This window comes from Cyanobacterium sp., from assembly GCF_054166785.1.
The window spans coordinates 1-16,296 of record NZ_JBSZCP010000053.1; the positions used below are offsets into that span (position 1 = coordinate 1).

Consider the following 16,296-nt stretch of genomic DNA (forward strand, 5'->3'; position numbering starts at 1 on the left):
ATATCGCCCAAGAAAATGTAATGGTGACGCGCTTGGTAAGTTAAAGCATTGATAGCAAAGTCGAAAAAATAAATAAATTTTTTGATCCTTCTGCGGTCGGTACGCCCGTGGAAGTAAAATAAACAGCCCAGTAACGGCGTTCTGACGGGGACTACGGTCTAGTTAAGAGTCTATATGGGAATCCCCTTGCCTTCAGGCGGGGGAGGTTCAAGGGCATAAACAATTACCTAATGGGGAAAATGGTGCGATCGCACATCCTCCGCATACTGAGTAACTGAATCAGAAATGATGGTTTTTAAATCGGTATAAGCCTTAGCAAAGGGGGGAGATTTTGCTGACAAACCAAGTAAATCCGCCGTTACCAACACCTGTCCATCACAACCCTTCCCCGCCCCAATGCCAATGGTAGGAATGGAAAGGGTATCGGTAATTTTTTGGGCCAAATCCGCTGTCATATGCTCCAACACGATGGCAAAAGCCCCTGCTTTTTCAAGGGCTACCGCTTGATTAAAAATAGTTTCCTGGGCGATCGCACTTTTTCCCTGTTGCTTATAACCCAAAACCCTTACAGACTGAGGAGTTAAACCCACATGAGCCATCACAGGAATCCCGATTTCCGTTAATCTACCAACCGTTTCCACCATGGCAGGATAACCCCCCTCTAGTTTCACAGCATCGGCATTGGTTTCCTTAATAATTTTCCCCGCCGACTCAATGGCATGGGTAACACTGGTTTGATAAGTGAGAAAAGGTAAATCACACACCACAAAGGAACGTTTTACCCCCCGACACACCGCCTTGGTATGATGTATCATCTCCTCCAGGGTAATCGGTAGCGTATTCGTATGCCCCAGGGCCACCATAGCAAGGGAATCACCCACCAAAATTAAGTCAATGTCGGCATTATCAAGCAAGGATGCGATGGCATAATCCCAAGCGGTTAAACATACGATGGGTTTTTTTTCCTGTTTCCACTGACACAATTTTTGAATAGTAACTTTCATTGGTGAAATAATTAATAGTTATAGCGTTGTTCATGGTTATGGGTATGTCTCCTATCTTCAATTTCCCAAATTTACGGGGGATTATTGAGCATTTTGTTAGCATTATAATTGCTATAACATGATATTAAAAACTTAACTTTTTATCGCTCCTTCTAACTTTTTATCCATAAAAACATAGTTAATTTCTGGTTGGATAATTTCATAAATTCTAGGAATCCTAACAATAGTATTATAAGGATTTGTTGGATGATTTTCTAATGATTTATCATTGGTGATAATACCATGAATATCTTCATTTTCAAGGGCATAATTTAACTGTTTTTCTGTATCATAGGTTAGTAATTCCAACCTTAAATAATGTTGAGCAATAACCTCCTTTAATTTATCCTTAATTTCTTTTAACTCCGTAGAAGTTTCATTTTCCGTCAGCACCCCTATTTTCACAATCATTGATGAACGAATGGCAATAACATAAAGGGCAATGGTTAGTAAAGTTCCCACTAAGGCTTCCGTCAGTGCCACATCTGCTCCCCCCAAAATAACATAGACCAATACGGCAACAGCCCCTAAGATTCCCCGAATAACTAGAGCATAATAAGGATTTGGTTGTAATATTAATAACAGTGCTGATAGGGGCATTAAGGCAGTAATAATATATATATATAAGTTATCCATAATGAATAATTAATTAACGATTAACAACTAACAAAACAATCATTTAAATTACCCAAAATAAAAAATAGAGTGATTTAAAATACCATAATAAAAACGCTGAAATATTACTAAGAAAAAACAGCGTTTTGAAACAAATAGATAGGTTAAAAAAATAGAAAAGAATGTTTAGATTATCAATCTACAACCGTAAACCATTGTCACCTATCCTAAAAGTGCTTGAGCCGTATCAGGGGAAGCGGCCATTTCCTCTAACCTTTCTTGTTGATCTTGAGCAATACAAGCCTGAATCACATCAACAATTTTACCCTCTAAAACGGAATTAAGGTCAAAGTTGCGATTTAAACGGTGATCCGTTGCTCGATTATCTTTATAATTATAGGTGCGGATTTTTTCAGACCTTGCCCCCGTACCTACCTGAGATTTACGCATAGAACTTACGGAATCCTGTTGCTCCTTCAGTTTCATCTCATAGAGTTTTGCCCGTAAAATCTGCATCGCCCTTTCACGGTTTTTAAGTTGCGATCGCTCCTCGGTACAAAAAATACGAATTCCTGTGGGTTTGTGCATTAAATCCACCGCCGTTTCTACCTTATTTACGTTCTGTCCTCCAGCACCCCCAGAACGAGCCGTAGTCATCTCAATATCTTTAGGGTCAATTTGCACCTCCACATCATCCACTTCAGGCATAATGGCAACGGTAGCGGTCGATGTGTGAACCCTTCCCCCAGCTTCGGTCAATGGTACTCGCTGTACTCGATGTACCCCCGCTTCAAATTTTAATTGACTATAAACATTATCCCCAGTAATTTCCAGAATAGCCTCTTTAAAGCCCCCCATCTCCGCAGGGGATTCGCTCAATAGTTTGACATTCCAGTTCACTAATTCTGCATAGCGAGAATACATTCTCACCAAATCCCCAGCCCAGATACTAGCTTCATCCCCCCCAGTACCGGCCCTAATTTCTAGCATAATATTTTTATCATCATTAGGATCTCGGGGCAGTAATAATACTTTTAATTTTGCCTCTAGTTGTTCAATTTGTTCTTCTAATTCTTGAATTTCCATCCCTGCCATTTCTTTCATTTCAGGGTCAGCATTTGATTCTTTATAAATCTCTTTTGCTCCTTTCAATTCCTCTTGGGCTTGTTTCCATTCACTGTAAGTAATCACCGTCTCTTCTAGGGAGGAACGCATTTTAGCAATTTTTTGTAATTCCCCCGGATTCGTTGCTATATCTGGATCTCCTAATCGTCTTGTCAACTCGTTAAAGGTTGTTTCAACGGAGTTTAATTTATCTATTAAATATGATTCTGCCATTTCTTTTTTATAATAATTTAATTAGCTGTAAGTCTTTAATTTTAGGGAGATAAAACTGTTTTAAAGTTTTAGAAATACATCTTTAGTTTATCAGTTCTCAAGACTATGGTACAAATTGACCTTTTTTGCTGTTAACCATCCATTATAAACTAACCAGTGATCTGCCCACATATAGCCATTCTTCAATAGCTATAACGGGTTGACAATTTTGTTTCTCAAATACTTCCATGTCAACTACAAAAAAAAATTCCTGTGATAGAATAAAGCCGTCTTAGAATTTACAAAACTTAAGACTTAGTCCGTAAAAATAATTTTATTTTCAAACTAGCTCAGGATTCCCATGGTGGTAAATAGAATCAGTAAACTATGTGCGATCGCCCTTTTGTGTGCATTTCTAGGGGGTTGTATGGCGGAAGATACGACCCAAGCCCAACCCCAAAGGGGAGGACAAGGCAGATCAACTCAACCCTCTGTGGATGCGGTGAGGGTTCATCGACAAAACCTTGAAGACCCTAGGGAATACATCGGCACAACCCAACCCGTAAGGGAAGTTATAGTGCGATCGCAAGTAGAAGGACAATTACTGAGTTTAGCGGTGGATGTAGGGGATACCCTCAGCACAGGACAAACCATTGCTAGATTAGACGACACCATTTTACGATCCGCCCTCACCCGAGCGCAAGGGGAACTATCTAGTTTAAGGGCAGAAAGACTAAGAGCCGTTGCCGAAATAAATGACGCTCAATCTCAGGTAGAATCAGCCCGTATCAGATTGCAACAAGCCCAAGCCGACGTTAACCGATTTGAAGAATTAAACCGAGAAGGGGCGATCGCCCGTAGGGAATTAGAAGTAGCCAAAACCGAAGAAAGAACAGCCCTCCAAGACGTATCATCTGCCCAATCCCAGGTGAGGGTAAGGGAATCCTCCGTAGCCGCCATCGACGGTAGAATTCAAAGCCAAGAAGCCATCATTGCCGAAGCCCAACAAAGACTTAACTACACCCAAATCAGTGCTAGTAATGCAGGACGAGTCCTCGAAAGACTTACTCAACCCGGAAACCTCGTGCAACCTGGGGGGGAAATACTGCGCATTGGTGATTTTAGCCAAGTAAAAGTTCAAATATCCGTCTCAGAACTAGATTTAGGAGATTTTTCCATCGGTAGCCCCGTAAATGTCCGCCTAGACTCATTCCCCAATCAAACCTTTAGCGGAGTAGTTTCCACCATCTCCCCCGTCGCTGATGCCAACGTTAGGCAAATTCCCCTAGAAATAACCCTCGACACCAACAACCAATCCATTAACGGTGGTTTATTAGCCAGAGTAACCCTTGCAGATACCCGCACTCCCCCCATTATTATTCCCCAAAACGCCCTCAACATCGGTAATAACGACCAGAACGACTCCAGTAACCAAACCGTATTTGTCCTCGATCAGAGTAATGACGAACCTTCCGTGATAGCTCGTGCCATAACCATCGGGGAAAACCGTAATGGTAGAATCGAAGTCACCCAAGGTTTAACAGAATCAGATCGTTTAATTGTGAGAAGTAGTCAACCCCTCGAAGATGGGCAAACCGTAAGTCTCAGCATTATTTCCGATGATTAGGGGTTATTTCCCATGGGAAAATGAGAGTAAACTATGGAAAAAGGAAAAAATACCTAAAAAATTCAGTCTTAGCTCAATTCATTGAATATATAATTTACTACACAGTGGGCAAGATTATTTTTTACACTAACAAAAACAAGGGATGTGATGAAAATATTAAACGTAAAAGAACTAGAAGTAACATTTTTTGACGATGATAATAAACCCTCCATCGCCGTTGATAAAATAAACTTTGACCTAGAAGCAGGAAAAACCCTCGGTATTGTCGGGGAATCAGGCTCAGGAAAATCCGTCACATCCCTAGCCCTTATGGGTTTAATCCCTAGTAACGGTAAGGTATCCCATGGTGAAATCTGGTATCAAGACGATCCCGAATCATCTCCCATAGACTTAGAAAACCTGACCGAAGAAGAAAGAAGAAAATATCGAGGGGGCGAAATTGCCATGATTTTCCAAGAACCCATGAGTTCCCTAAATCCCTTGTATAATATCGGTTTTCAGATTACCGAAGCCATTTTACAACATCAACAAATATCCGAAAGTGAAGCCCGACGACAGGCGATCGCCGTTTTACAGGAAGTCAAACTATTAGCCGATGACGACACCCTTACCCAAGACTTTTACAAAGAAACCCAAAGCCCCAACCCAAGCGACAAAGAAATAACTCAATATATAAACGACAGAAAAAGAGAAATTCTTAAACGCTACCCCCACGAAATGAGTGGAGGACAACTCCAAAGGGTGATGATTGCCATGGCCATCTCCTGTAACCCTCGTCTCCTCATCGCCGATGAACCCACTACAGCCCTTGATGTCACTGTACAGGCTACCATTTTAGAACTTTTGAAAGAATTAGCCCGAAGCCGTCAGATGTCGGTAATCTTTATCACCCATGACTTATCGGTGGTGGCAAATATTGCTGATTCTTTGGCGGTAATGTATCAGGGTAAAATTTTAGAATATGGCAAAGCCCAAGAAGTTTTGTTAAACCCCCAAAGCCCCTATACAAAAGGTTTACTCGCCTGTCGTCCTCGCTTAGATGAGGATCGAGATTATTTACCCACCGTAGCCTCTTTGATGGAAAATGATGGAGAAATTCCCCCAGTCGATTTACCTCCAAAAAAAGTGAAATTAGATCAACCCCTGATTGCGGTGGAAAATTTAATTGTTGGTTTTCGTAAACCCGGTATTTTCTCTTGGGGCATCAAACCAGCGGATTATTTTTGGGCGGTGGATGATGTTAGCTTTCAAGTTTTTGGGGGAGAAACTCTGGGTTTGGTGGGGGAGTCTGGTTGTGGGAAGTCCACTTTGGCAAGAACTTTGTTACGGTTAATCAATCCCATATCGGGGAAAATAGAGTTTTTGGGGCAAGATTTAGCAAAGTATAAAAAAAATGATCCTCGTTTACGCAAGTTGCGCCGAGAATTGCAAATTGTTTTCCAAAATCCATACAATTCCCTTAACCCTCGCATGAGCATCGGTAAAACCATTATCGAACCCATGGAAATCCATAAAATGGGGGGAAATAGTCGTAAACGTAAAGAAAGGGTTGCCTATTTACTCGAAAGGGTGGGATTGTCCCCTGATTGGTTTAATCGTTATCCCCATGAGTTGTCGGGGGGGCAAAGGCAAAGGGTATGTATTGCAAAGGCTCTAGCTCTTAATCCTCAGTTAATTATCTGTGATGAGTCGGTGTCGGCTTTGGATGTTTCTATTCAAGCCCAAGTGCTTAATTTACTTAAGGAGTTACAACGGGATTTTGGTTTAACCTATATTTTTATTTCCCATGATTTGAGTGTGGTTAAGTTTATGAGCGATCGCATCATGGTCATGAATAGGGGTAAAATAGAGGAAATTGCCACCACGGAACAGATTATCAACCATCCTCAACGGGATTACACCAAAAAGTTAATTGCCTCTATTCCAAAATTTCCTACCATGGCTTAATTTTCCCTCATCAAGATCCCCAGAAACCATCAAAGCACAGGAATAACTCTTGTTTTAAGTTTAGATTTTCTATTTTTTTACCTTAAGTATTAGCGATACTTTTTCTAATTAAGGTAATTATCCATTATCCATTATCAATTATCAATTATCAACTAATCCCCCATGTCAAATTTGGAAGAACTAATCAACGCCATTCAAACAGAAGCCCAAAGTGCTGATTTTCCACTAGATGTACCTGTATATGAATCTGCAAAAAAAGATCCTACTAAACCCATTCTTTACTATGGCAACCTAAAAAGTAACGTTTGCTTTTTCGGGCGAGATTTAGGGCGTGATGAAGTCATGGCAGGACAACCATTGATCGGTGCTTCTGGTACATTAGTTCGCCAAGGTTTTTATCGTGCCATATATAAAGAAAATACCAATGATAGGGATAAATTAATGGCTGTGTGCGATCGCCTTTTATTAACTAACACAGTACCCTATAAACCCCCAGAAAACAAAGCCTATGGAGTACGTGTAAAAAGAAGATTTCGCCCCTTCATCGAACAACTATTAACCATCCACTGGCAAGGAAATCATATTATCACCCTCGGCACAGAAGCCTTTAAATGGTTTCAACCCTACACCGACAAAGAAAAGTTTAATCAATTTTGGGAAGATAAAGACCATCGCTATCAAAAAAGCATCGAAGTAAATCTTAGCGCCCCAGATGACCAAGGAAATATTTGTGAGAAAAAAACCCTCATTTCACCATTACCCCATCCCTCCCCTCTCAATCAAAGATACTATCGATTATTTCCCAGTATGCTACAAGCAAGGTTAGCTCAACTAGAATTTTGACGACAAAAAAGTAAATTAATTGACGAACAGCATATAAATATTGTCACAATGTGAAAATAATAGCTCATAATAGTAACTGTAAAGGTATTCCCCAATCTTATTAATCATCACAGAATTAATAAGTAAAAATATATATATTCCAAGAGCAGAACAAGAGGCAGATTAAATGACTCAGATTACCCCTAAACCAACTCATTCCTCCCCAGATGAAAACTTTCCTAATAATCTTAACAACGGTGATCAATCCCCAGAAACCAAACCATCAAATACAGTTATCACCAAATCAGGAAATGGTTTAGCAAACTGGTGGTACAAGCAAAACCTAAAAAATAAAGCGACCATCACTGCCATTTTAATGGGAGTCATACCATCTATCGTAGTAGGAACAGTGGGTTATGTTTCTACCAATAGTCAATTTAGAAACCAAATTGATAACCAAATCCAACAAAGCGCTCAAAGTGTGAGCCGAGAAATTCAAACATACCTAGCCAATCGCTACGACAACATTAGAAGTATTAGTGAATCAGACGTACTAACCGTTCAAGAATTAAGGGGCGTACCCGTCACCGATGCCGATAAACAAGCATATTTAAACCGTTATCTCGAAATCTATCCTGACTATAGCTTTGTTAACGTCCTTGAACTAAACGGCACATCCCGCATCACCAGTGGACAAGTTAATTTACCTAATCAGTTTACCGAATCCTACTTCGAACAGATTCTCACCAGTCAACAGGGCAATATTAGTCAGATAAAAGAAATTGACGGTCAGAATTATATCCTCATCGCCTCTCCCATTTTTGACCAAGCCAATCAAATATCGGGGGTAGTAGTAGGGGGTATCTCCGTTGACAATATTAAAGAAAAATTTAGCTATATCGCTGAAAGTGGGCAAGAATTCTTTATCGTTGACCAAGAAAATAATATTGTATTTTCCGAAGACTTAACCACCGTAGGACAACCCCTCGGCAATGTAATACCCCAAGCCCAAACCGTCCTCACCGACTCCGAAGCCCTTGCTAATATCTCGGTTATCGATGGTGTGAGAAACGGGCAAGAAGTTCTAGTTGGTTTTGAAACTTGGCAACAACAAGAGCAGGTGTGGAAAACCCTTGTTACCCTCGACAGTCGCACCGCCTTCGCCCATAAAAGCGCCCTACTAGGTTGGTTATTTGCGGGGGTAGTAATCACAGGGGCAGGGGTAAGTCTTGCTTCCTTATATCTTGCGAAAAAAGCCACTAGCCCCATCAAAGAAATTTCCGATGCCGTAAAACAAATTGGGGAAGGAGATTTAAATCAAGAAATTCCTGTGCGCAGTGAAGACGAAATAGGCGTTTTAGCGGAAAACTTCAACGAAATGACCTCCCAACTAAGGGAATTAATTCAAGACCAACAGATTTTTGCGAATCAGTCCAACCTTCTCAAAAACATCACCTTTGAAATGACTAAAGCCTTCGAGGTGAACGAAGTATTTTCCATTGCCGTGAGTGAAATTCGTAAAGCCCTAGCTGCCGATAGGGTTGTGGTTTATAGTTTCGATGAAACCTGGGCAGGAACTATTGTATCAGAATCGGTCAATCCTCAATACCCCGCAGCTTTTGGGGCAAGAATCCATGACCCTTGTTTTGAAGAAAAATACATTGACAAATACCTCAGTGGTAGGGTTCAAGCCACCAATGATATTTATAAAGCAGGACTCACCGATTGTCACCTAAAACAATTAGAACCCTTTGCTGTCAAAGCCAACCTCGTTGCCCCGATTGTTGTGGGAGGTAAATTATTAGGACTACTGATTGCCCATCAGTGTTCTGCCCCCAGAAACTGGCGCTCCTATGAAATTGACTTTTTAACTCAAACTGCCACCCAAGTAGGACCTGCCCTAGAGAGGGTAATGCTACTAGAAAATCAACAGTTAGATAGCTTCCTTTCCATGAAGCTAAAAGATATTAGTTTCAAAATTGCAGAATCTTTAACCAAGGATAAGGTTTTTGATGTGGCTTCGGCTGCCACTCGGGAGGCATTGAGGGCAGATCGAGTCATTATTTATACCTTTGATGAGGATTGGAAGGGTACAGTTATCGCTGAGTCCGTTGAACCTGGATTTCCTAAGGCTTTGGGCGCGATGATCAAAGATCCTTGTTTTGCTGATAAATATGTGGATAAATATAAACAAGGCAGGGTTCAAGCTACCCCCAACATTTATACCGCAGGATTAACTAAATGTCATATCGAACAGTTAGAGCCTTTTGAGGTGAAAGCTAATCTGGTTACTCCCATCGTTGTGGAAGGGGAATTATTGGGGTTATTGATTGCTCATCAATGTTCTGCCCCCAGAAATTGGACGGAGTCCGAGTCTAGCTTTATTTCTCAGTTAGCGACTCAGATAGGTCCTGCCCTTGAAAGGGTGCAACTTTTGGAGCGTCAAAAATTGGCAGAGAGTACCCAAAGACAACAAAAAGAAACCATCCAACAACGGGCGTTAGAGTTGTTAATGCAGGTGGATCCCGTTTCTCAGGGGGATTTGACCATTAGGGCGACGGTAACAGAGGATGAAATTGGTACCATTGCCGATTCCTATAATGCTACCATCGAGAGTTTGAGAAAACTGGTAACTCAAGTACAGGGAGGATCTGAGGCGGTTACGGAAATTGTGACGGAGCAAGAGGAGTTTATTAGTAACCTCGCCACGGAAATTGTGCGTCAGTCCGATGATATTAACACCGCCCTAGAACGAATCCAATCTTTCTCTATGTCGGCTCGTTTGGTACTAGATAGTGCAGAACAGGCAGAACAGGCGGTACAACAGTCTAACCGCAGTGTAGAGGAAGGGGAAATGGCGATGAATCGTACGGTAGATGGTATTCTTGCTATCCGAGAAACCGTGGCAGAAACCGCTAAGAAAGTAAAACGATTAGGGGAATCGACCCAGAAAATTTCTAAGGTTGTGAACCTAATTAGTAGTTTTGCGGATCAAACGAACCTGTTGGCGTTGAATGCTTCCATTGAGGCAGCCCATGCAGGGGAAGAAGGACGAGGATTTGCGGTGGTAGCGGAAGAGGTACGTTCTTTGGCTCGTCAGTCGGCAGAAGCGACGGCGGACATTGAGAAGGTGGTAGCGGAAATTCAGCAGGAAACCAATGAGGTGGTAAAAGCGATGGAAACTGGTACGGAGCAGGTGGTAGAGGGTACAAGGTTGGTGGAGGAAACTCGTTCTTCCTTGACTCAGATTACGGCGGCTTCGGCTCAGATTAACCAGTTGGTAACGGCGATCGCAGCGGCGGCGGCAGAACAATCTCAAACCTCGGAGGAAATTACAGAAACCATGGCGGATGTGGCTTCCATTGCCTCGGATACCTCTACGGCGGTGGATGATGTATCCCGTAAATTCCGTAAACTGCTTAGGGTATCGGAAAACTTACAAATGAGTGTTAGTAAGTTCAAGGTTGACTAATGGCTTAGTGGGGGGAAATTTTTTCTCCCTTTTTCTTCTCTTTTTTTATCCAGTTATCTCCTATTAATCATGACTCAAACACCCCAAAAACCCCAACTTAACGTCGATAATTTTACGCCGAATATTCAGAACAATCAAACTCGTTTAGTAATTGATGTTCCCTCTGAATCCCCTAAGAGGGTTAAGACTGTTAAAAAACAATCTTCTCCTTTGGTACAGTGGTTTTATGATCTTCCTTTGCGCCGAAAACAGTTATTAGTATTATTAAGTGCGCAAACCGTGGCGATCTCCTCTTTGGTGGGAGTCAGTGTAACCCAGATTATTACAGGGGGACGAGCTCAGTTAGTAAACCAGTCTATCTCGGAGCTAGAATCATCCAAGGTTCAGTATGGTATTAAAATTAATCAGATGGGTTTTGGTTTTCGGGGTCAGTCCGATAACACCGCAGTTATTGAAGGGGCGATCGCAGGTAGTGCCATTACCCCAGAGGATAAAGCCACCATTCGCCAAATCCTTGCCAATGAAATTACCGCTCGTGACATTGAATATGCGACCCTCGTGGGTTTAGATCGCCGCATTATCGTTAATGCCAACAACGATCGCACGGGGGAACTATTTGACCCCAACGGCTTAGTAACAAGAGTCATTGAAAACCCCGAACAAATTAGAATCAGTGAATTAGTACCATGGGAAGACTTAGAAAGAGAAAATCCCCCCAACCTAGGACTATTTGAACCCAACAGCCCCGCCTTAATCCGTTATACCTTTACCCCCGTATTTGCCCCCAACAGTCAACAGGTGGTGGGGGTACTGGTATCAGGGGATGTGGTTAACGGAAAATATACCATCGTTGAAAATACCGTTGATCTATTCGATGGGGGTTATGCCGCCATTTATAAACTTTTAGATGACAATGAATTTCGTCGGGCAACTTCTTCCCTTGGACAAGATGAGACAGCCGAAAGAGATGTTGTCTTAGATAGCAACGAAGTTCTCGAACAAGCCCTTTTAAATTCCGATGCCATTGCATCTGATCGTGTTGCCATCGAAGGAGAAATCCACACCGTTACCGCCGAAGTGATCAAAAATAGCTTAGGAGATTCCGTGGGTATCATCGTTCGTGGTACTCCTGAAAGGGATTTGAACTCTATTTTAAGGAACAGTGTTACTTTCCAGATTCAGGTGGCTATCGGGGTAATATTATTCAGTCTTTTATTAATTGTTATTCTTGGCAAAGCCATCGCCCAGAGGGTAGAAGCACTCCAAGGGACCACCGAAAAATTTATGGCCGGGGACTATGATACCCAAGCCCAAATATTAGGGGATGACGAAATCGGTAAACTGGCTCGAACCTTTAATGAACTGGCGGCTAATATCGCCCAAAACGAAGGTACATTATTACTAGATAACGAAAAAGGGGTTTTGCTCCAAGAGATTACAGGCTCTCGTACCCTTGACGAAAACGATGTAAACCAAGTGTTTGATAAGGCATTGAGAAAAGCTAAAAAAATTCTCAAAGTTGATCGCCTCGTTATCTATCGTTTTAAACCCGATTGGAGTGGTTACATTTCCAATGAAGCGGGGGATCCCAGATTTTCTAGTGCCTTGGAAGAAGAAATTAACGATCCCTGTATTCCCCTCGAACTCAGACAAGCCTATATCAACGGTCGTATCGTACCCACCACCGATGTTTATAGTGCTGGATTTGCCCCCGAACATGAAGCCCTCATGTACCGACTACAGATCAAATCTAATTTGGTCGTACCCATCATCAGTCAAGGAAAACTTTTTGCCTTGTTTATCGCTCACCATTGCCAAAAACAGCATACTTGGGGAGAAAAAGAAATCAGCTTTATGAGTCAAATTGCCCTACGTTTTGGGGTGATTTTAGATAGGGTAGGGTTACTCAAATCCCAGATGATTGCGGCCCGTAGTGCAGAACAACTTAAAGAAATTACCCTCGCCATTGCTGCTAAAACCAACCGAGAAGAGTTATTAAATCAAGTGGTTTCCGATGTTCGTTATGCTTTAAGGTGCGATCGCACCATAGTTTATGAATTTGACGAAAACTGGCAGGGAACTATTATCGCCGAGTCGGTAAACGAAGAATTTCCCAAAGCCATTGGAGCTGTCATAGCCGATCCCTGTTTTGCAGATCGCTATGTGGATAAATATTTACAAGGTCGAGTCCAAGCCACCCCTAACATCTATAAAGCAGGTTTAACGGAATGTCACTTACAACAGCTAAAACCTTTTGGGGTCATTGCTAACCTAGTATCCCCCATTATCGTAGATCAAAAACTATTGGGATTATTAATCTGTCACCAGTGTTCTGGCCCCCGTGATTGGGAGTCTGGAGAAATAGAACTGTTTAGCCAACTATCCACCCAAGTAGGATTGGGGTTAGAAAGGGTGAATCTCCTAGAAGCTCAACAAGTATCAGAAAAAGAACAAAGGAACGCAAAAGAACTATTACAAAAACGAGCGTTGGATCTTTTGATGCAGGTAGATCCAGTTTCTGATGGTGATTTGACCATTCGAGCTACCGTAACCGAAGACGAAATCGGTACCATCGCCGATTCCTACAACGCCACCATCGAGAGTTTGCGGAAAATTGTATCTCAGGTACAAACCGCCGCCACCTCCGTAACCAAAACCACCACCGTTAATGAAAATGACATTAATGTTTTACAGGCGGAAATTAAAGAGCAGGTGTTAAACATCACCCAAGCACTCCAAACCATTCAAGCCATGAGTAACTCTAGTACCCTAGTGGCAGAAAATGCGGAACAAGCGGAGGAAGTGCTACAAAGGGCGCAAGAAAGTGTGGAAAATGGAGAGGTAGCCATGAACCGTACGGTAAAATCCATTATGGAAATTCGGACTACGGTGCAACAAGCCACAAAACAGATGAAAAGGTTGGGAGATACTACCCAAAATATTTCTAACGTGGTCGCTCTAATTGGTCGTTTTGCCGCTCAAACCCACCTTTTGGCTCTTAAAGCCTCCATCGAGGCAGCCCGGGCAGGGGAGCAAGGAACAGGATTTGCGGTGATTGCGGAGGAGGTCAGGACTTTGGCTAGTCAGTCGGCTTCGGCAACGGCGGACATCGATAAGCTAGTTACGGACATTCTCTCGGAAACCAAAATCGTGGTAACAGCCATGGAACAGGGTAACGAGCAGGTGGTAGAAGGAAGTAAACTTGTAGAAGAAACCCGTCAAAGTTTGAACCAGATTACCGCAGCGACTTCTCAGATTAATGAATTAGTAGAGGCGATCGCCGAGGCGGCCTTTGAACAGTCGGAAAACTCGGAAAATGTAGGGATTAAAATGACTGACGTGGCAAGGGTTGCCCAAAAAACCACGGTATCTGTAACCAAGCTCTCTGATTCTTTCCGTCAATTACTTGAGGTGGCCCAAGAGTTAGAGTCTAACGTTTCTCAGTTTAAGGTAGGGTAGTCAATTGATAATGGAGAATTGATAGTTGATAATGAACATAAATTTTTTATGAATTCTTAACAAGGGGTTTAAACCCCTTGCCTTCGGATACCTTACCTTAAACCTTCACTGGTGTAGTAGGGTGGGCATTGCCCACCATCAGAAACTCTATTGTTGTTAACAATAATAATTTATGTCAAACCCAATACCGAATTTTTCTATGCTTGAGGTTGAATTAGATTTTCAGCGCCCTCTATCACTTCAGCAGAAATAATCTTATCTTCTGGGGTAAGTTTTTCTAAAACTTCAGCCCCTTCGATGGCATAAGCAAACACCGCAAATCTTCCATCCATTAAGTTATAACCGGGGGGAGTTACTTCCGTATCAAACTTGAAGAAGAAAAACTGGGATGAGCCACCGTTAGGATCACTACTAGGACGGGCTAAAGCCACAGCACCGTAGGCGTTAAAGGGTAGTACGGGTTCGGCTAGGTACATTCCCACATCTTCGGTGGTAAAGCCGTAAATAGGCTCAGATTCACCCTTAACCAAAATTTCGAGGGGAATGGAGCGGTATTGGTTTGTTTTAGGATCGATGAAGCCCACATCTTTGCCTTCTGGATCTCCTGTTTGAATTACGTAGAAGTCTTCAGCACGAATGAAGGGAAGACCATCATAGAATTTTCTTTGTACCAAATCCACAAAGTTACCTCCTGTCACAGGGGCGCTATAACCATCGACCATTACTACTAATTCCCCTTGGGTGGTAGTAATTTTTACTTTGGCTCTTCCTTTTAACTGGGGTAAGTTGGCATATTCTTGGGGTACTTCAAAGGGATATTCCCTCACCATGGCTTCTTCTATTTCCGTCACATTGGCAAGAATTCTTTCCCTTGTGGCGAGAATATCGTCTCTTTTTTGCCCTGCTACCAATTCTTGTAGGGCTTCTACATCTTGGATAATGTTATCTACTAATTCTCTTCCTCGCTCAGAAAATTCTGAAGGGACATCCTGGGCAATGTCGTCTCCGTGGAGTCGAAGGGCAAACGCTGCATTTCTAACCTCTTTTTCTACTCTTTTCCAACGTTTTGATCTTAAATCTCTTTCGATTTTCTCGATGTTACTTTGAACTTCTCTTATGTCTTTGTTATCAATGGGTAGGGCATATCTTAGGATTGCCTCTGGATCGGTAATTGCATCTCCCTGTGCTAAATATGCGTGGGCATTTTGCATCTTTGTGGGGGTAAAGGCGATCGCCATTGTAAATATTAATATCGTTGCAACAATCATTTTTGTTATGCGTTGCCACCAATTAAGTTTCATAATTACTAATTATTTTTTTAAAACTGTTTAATGCCATTATTTCATAAACAGTGAAACTATTGGTGATGGAGAGTGAATGATGAACCAAAAAACCGTAGGCAGGAAAATGGTTAATGGTTAATTATTTTTTCAATCTCCCTATCCCTTTCATATCCTCGTTTTCAGATTATTTTCTAGAAAAATGTAACAAAATGTTGCTAACTTTGAATATCTATGTTAAATTAAATATCAAGTAGTTGACTAAGACTGCAATAAAAGATATACAGGAGATACATCATGGAAGATAAAGGAAAATTTGGTTTCACCAGTTCTGCTGAAAACTTAAACGGTCGTCTAGCAATGTTAGGATTCGTAATCGGTATCTTAACCGAATTATTAACTGGTCAAGGAATCCTCTCCCAATTAGGGTTGATGTAATTCTAGCATCCGTTTCATTAATCGTTTAAATAAATTGCCCATAAAATTGAGAGGAGAGTGGATGCTCTCCTTTTTTTGTCTTAATTTTTTGTAGGTAGAGAGTTAAGGGCAAAAAAGTCAGGAAAAAAATAACAACTAAATACAAAATTAATTATCAATTATCAATTCTTAATTATCAATTGTGAATATGGTATGATCTAAAAATTCATGATTGTGAATTGTTAAAGATTGTTTCATAATTATAAAAACACTTAATAATCAGGTTGATTCGATATA

At 41.6% G+C, this 16,296-nt stretch carries 10 protein-coding genes; 6 read left to right on the top strand and 4 right to left on the bottom strand.

Annotated features, from left to right (window positions below):
- Positions 1-227: 227 nt before the first annotated feature.
- From panB to prfA, 3 genes are all read right to left on the bottom strand, one after another.
- The gene (gene panB, locus ACXITR_RS10760) at positions 228-1,004 is read right to left on the bottom strand and encodes a 3-methyl-2-oxobutanoate hydroxymethyltransferase (protein ID WP_457997220.1); all 777 of its coding nucleotides are present in this window, start codon (positions 1,002-1,004) and stop codon (positions 228-230) included.
- A gap of 132 nt (positions 1,005-1,136) precedes the next feature.
- A complete protein-coding gene (locus tag ACXITR_RS10765) occupies positions 1,137-1,679 on the bottom strand; it encodes a DUF4040 domain-containing protein (RefSeq protein ID WP_457997221.1) in 543 nt (180 codons plus the stop codon).
- Positions 1,680-1,880: 201 nt separating this feature from the next.
- Positions 1,881-2,996: a peptide chain release factor 1 gene (prfA, locus tag ACXITR_RS10770; RefSeq protein ID WP_457997222.1), complete on the bottom strand. Its 1,116-nt coding sequence runs from the start codon at positions 2,994-2,996 to the stop codon at positions 1,881-1,883.
- Between the two features lie 340 nt (positions 2,997-3,336).
- On the opposite strand from prfA, the gene ACXITR_RS10775 reads away from it, so the two are divergent.
- The 5 genes from ACXITR_RS10775 (at position 3,337) to ACXITR_RS10795 (ending at position 14,302) form a co-directional block, all read left to right on the top strand.
- Positions 3,337-4,602 (top strand): efflux RND transporter periplasmic adaptor subunit, encoded by a 1,266-nt coding sequence (locus ACXITR_RS10775; RefSeq protein ID WP_457997223.1) that lies wholly within the window; start codon positions 3,337-3,339, stop codon positions 4,600-4,602.
- Between the two features lie 147 nt (positions 4,603-4,749).
- A complete protein-coding gene (locus tag ACXITR_RS10780; protein WP_457997224.1) occupies positions 4,750-6,549 on the top strand; it encodes an ABC transporter ATP-binding protein in 1,800 nt (599 codons plus the stop codon).
- 162 nt (positions 6,550-6,711) lie between these two features.
- A complete protein-coding gene (locus ACXITR_RS10785) occupies positions 6,712-7,392 on the top strand; it encodes a uracil-DNA glycosylase family protein (protein ID WP_457997225.1) in 681 nt (226 codons plus the stop codon).
- Positions 7,393-7,558: 166 nt separating this feature from the next.
- Positions 7,559-10,843, top strand: a complete 3,285-nt coding sequence (locus ACXITR_RS10790; RefSeq protein WP_457997226.1) for a methyl-accepting chemotaxis protein — start codon at positions 7,559-7,561, stop codon at positions 10,841-10,843.
- Between the two features lie 69 nt (positions 10,844-10,912).
- Entirely contained in the window at positions 10,913-14,302 is a 3,390-nt protein-coding gene (locus ACXITR_RS10795) for a methyl-accepting chemotaxis protein (RefSeq protein ID WP_457997227.1), read from the top strand.
- A 197-nt stretch (positions 14,303-14,499) separates the two neighbouring features.
- Here the strand turns inward: ACXITR_RS10795 and ACXITR_RS10800 are convergent, their stop codons facing one another.
- Complete coding sequence (locus ACXITR_RS10800; protein WP_457997228.1) at positions 14,500-15,603, bottom strand: peptidylprolyl isomerase; 1,104 nt, start codon at positions 15,601-15,603, stop codon at positions 14,500-14,502.
- Positions 15,604-15,879: 276 nt separating this feature from the next.
- Between ACXITR_RS10800 and ACXITR_RS10805 the strand changes: the two genes are divergently transcribed.
- Positions 15,880-16,020: a chlorophyll a/b-binding protein gene (locus ACXITR_RS10805; protein ID WP_457997229.1), complete on the top strand. Its 141-nt coding sequence runs from the start codon at positions 15,880-15,882 to the stop codon at positions 16,018-16,020.
- Positions 16,021-16,296: the final 276 nt, after the last annotated feature.

Excerpts from the sequence above, each read along its gene's own strand:
- panB (WP_457997220.1), bottom strand. The coding sequence starts at position 1,004 with ATGAAAGTTACTATTCAAAAATTGTGTCAGTGGAAACAGGAAAAAAAA.
- ACXITR_RS10765 (WP_457997221.1), bottom strand. The coding sequence starts at position 1,679 with ATGGATAACTTATATATATATATTATTACTGCCTTAATGCCCCTATCA.
- prfA (WP_457997222.1), bottom strand. The coding sequence starts at position 2,996 with ATGGCAGAATCATATTTAATAGATAAATTAAACTCCGTTGAAACAACC.
- ACXITR_RS10775 (WP_457997223.1), top strand. The coding sequence starts at position 3,337 with ATGGTGGTAAATAGAATCAGTAAACTATGTGCGATCGCCCTTTTGTGT.
- ACXITR_RS10780 (WP_457997224.1), top strand. The coding sequence starts at position 4,750 with ATGAAAATATTAAACGTAAAAGAACTAGAAGTAACATTTTTTGACGAT.
- ACXITR_RS10785 (WP_457997225.1), top strand. The coding sequence starts at position 6,712 with ATGTCAAATTTGGAAGAACTAATCAACGCCATTCAAACAGAAGCCCAA.
- ACXITR_RS10790 (WP_457997226.1), top strand. The coding sequence starts at position 7,559 with ATGACTCAGATTACCCCTAAACCAACTCATTCCTCCCCAGATGAAAAC.
- ACXITR_RS10795 (WP_457997227.1), top strand. The coding sequence starts at position 10,913 with ATGACTCAAACACCCCAAAAACCCCAACTTAACGTCGATAATTTTACG.
- ACXITR_RS10800 (WP_457997228.1), bottom strand. The coding sequence starts at position 15,603 with ATGAAACTTAATTGGTGGCAACGCATAACAAAAATGATTGTTGCAACG.
- ACXITR_RS10805 (WP_457997229.1), top strand. The coding sequence starts at position 15,880 with ATGGAAGATAAAGGAAAATTTGGTTTCACCAGTTCTGCTGAAAACTTA.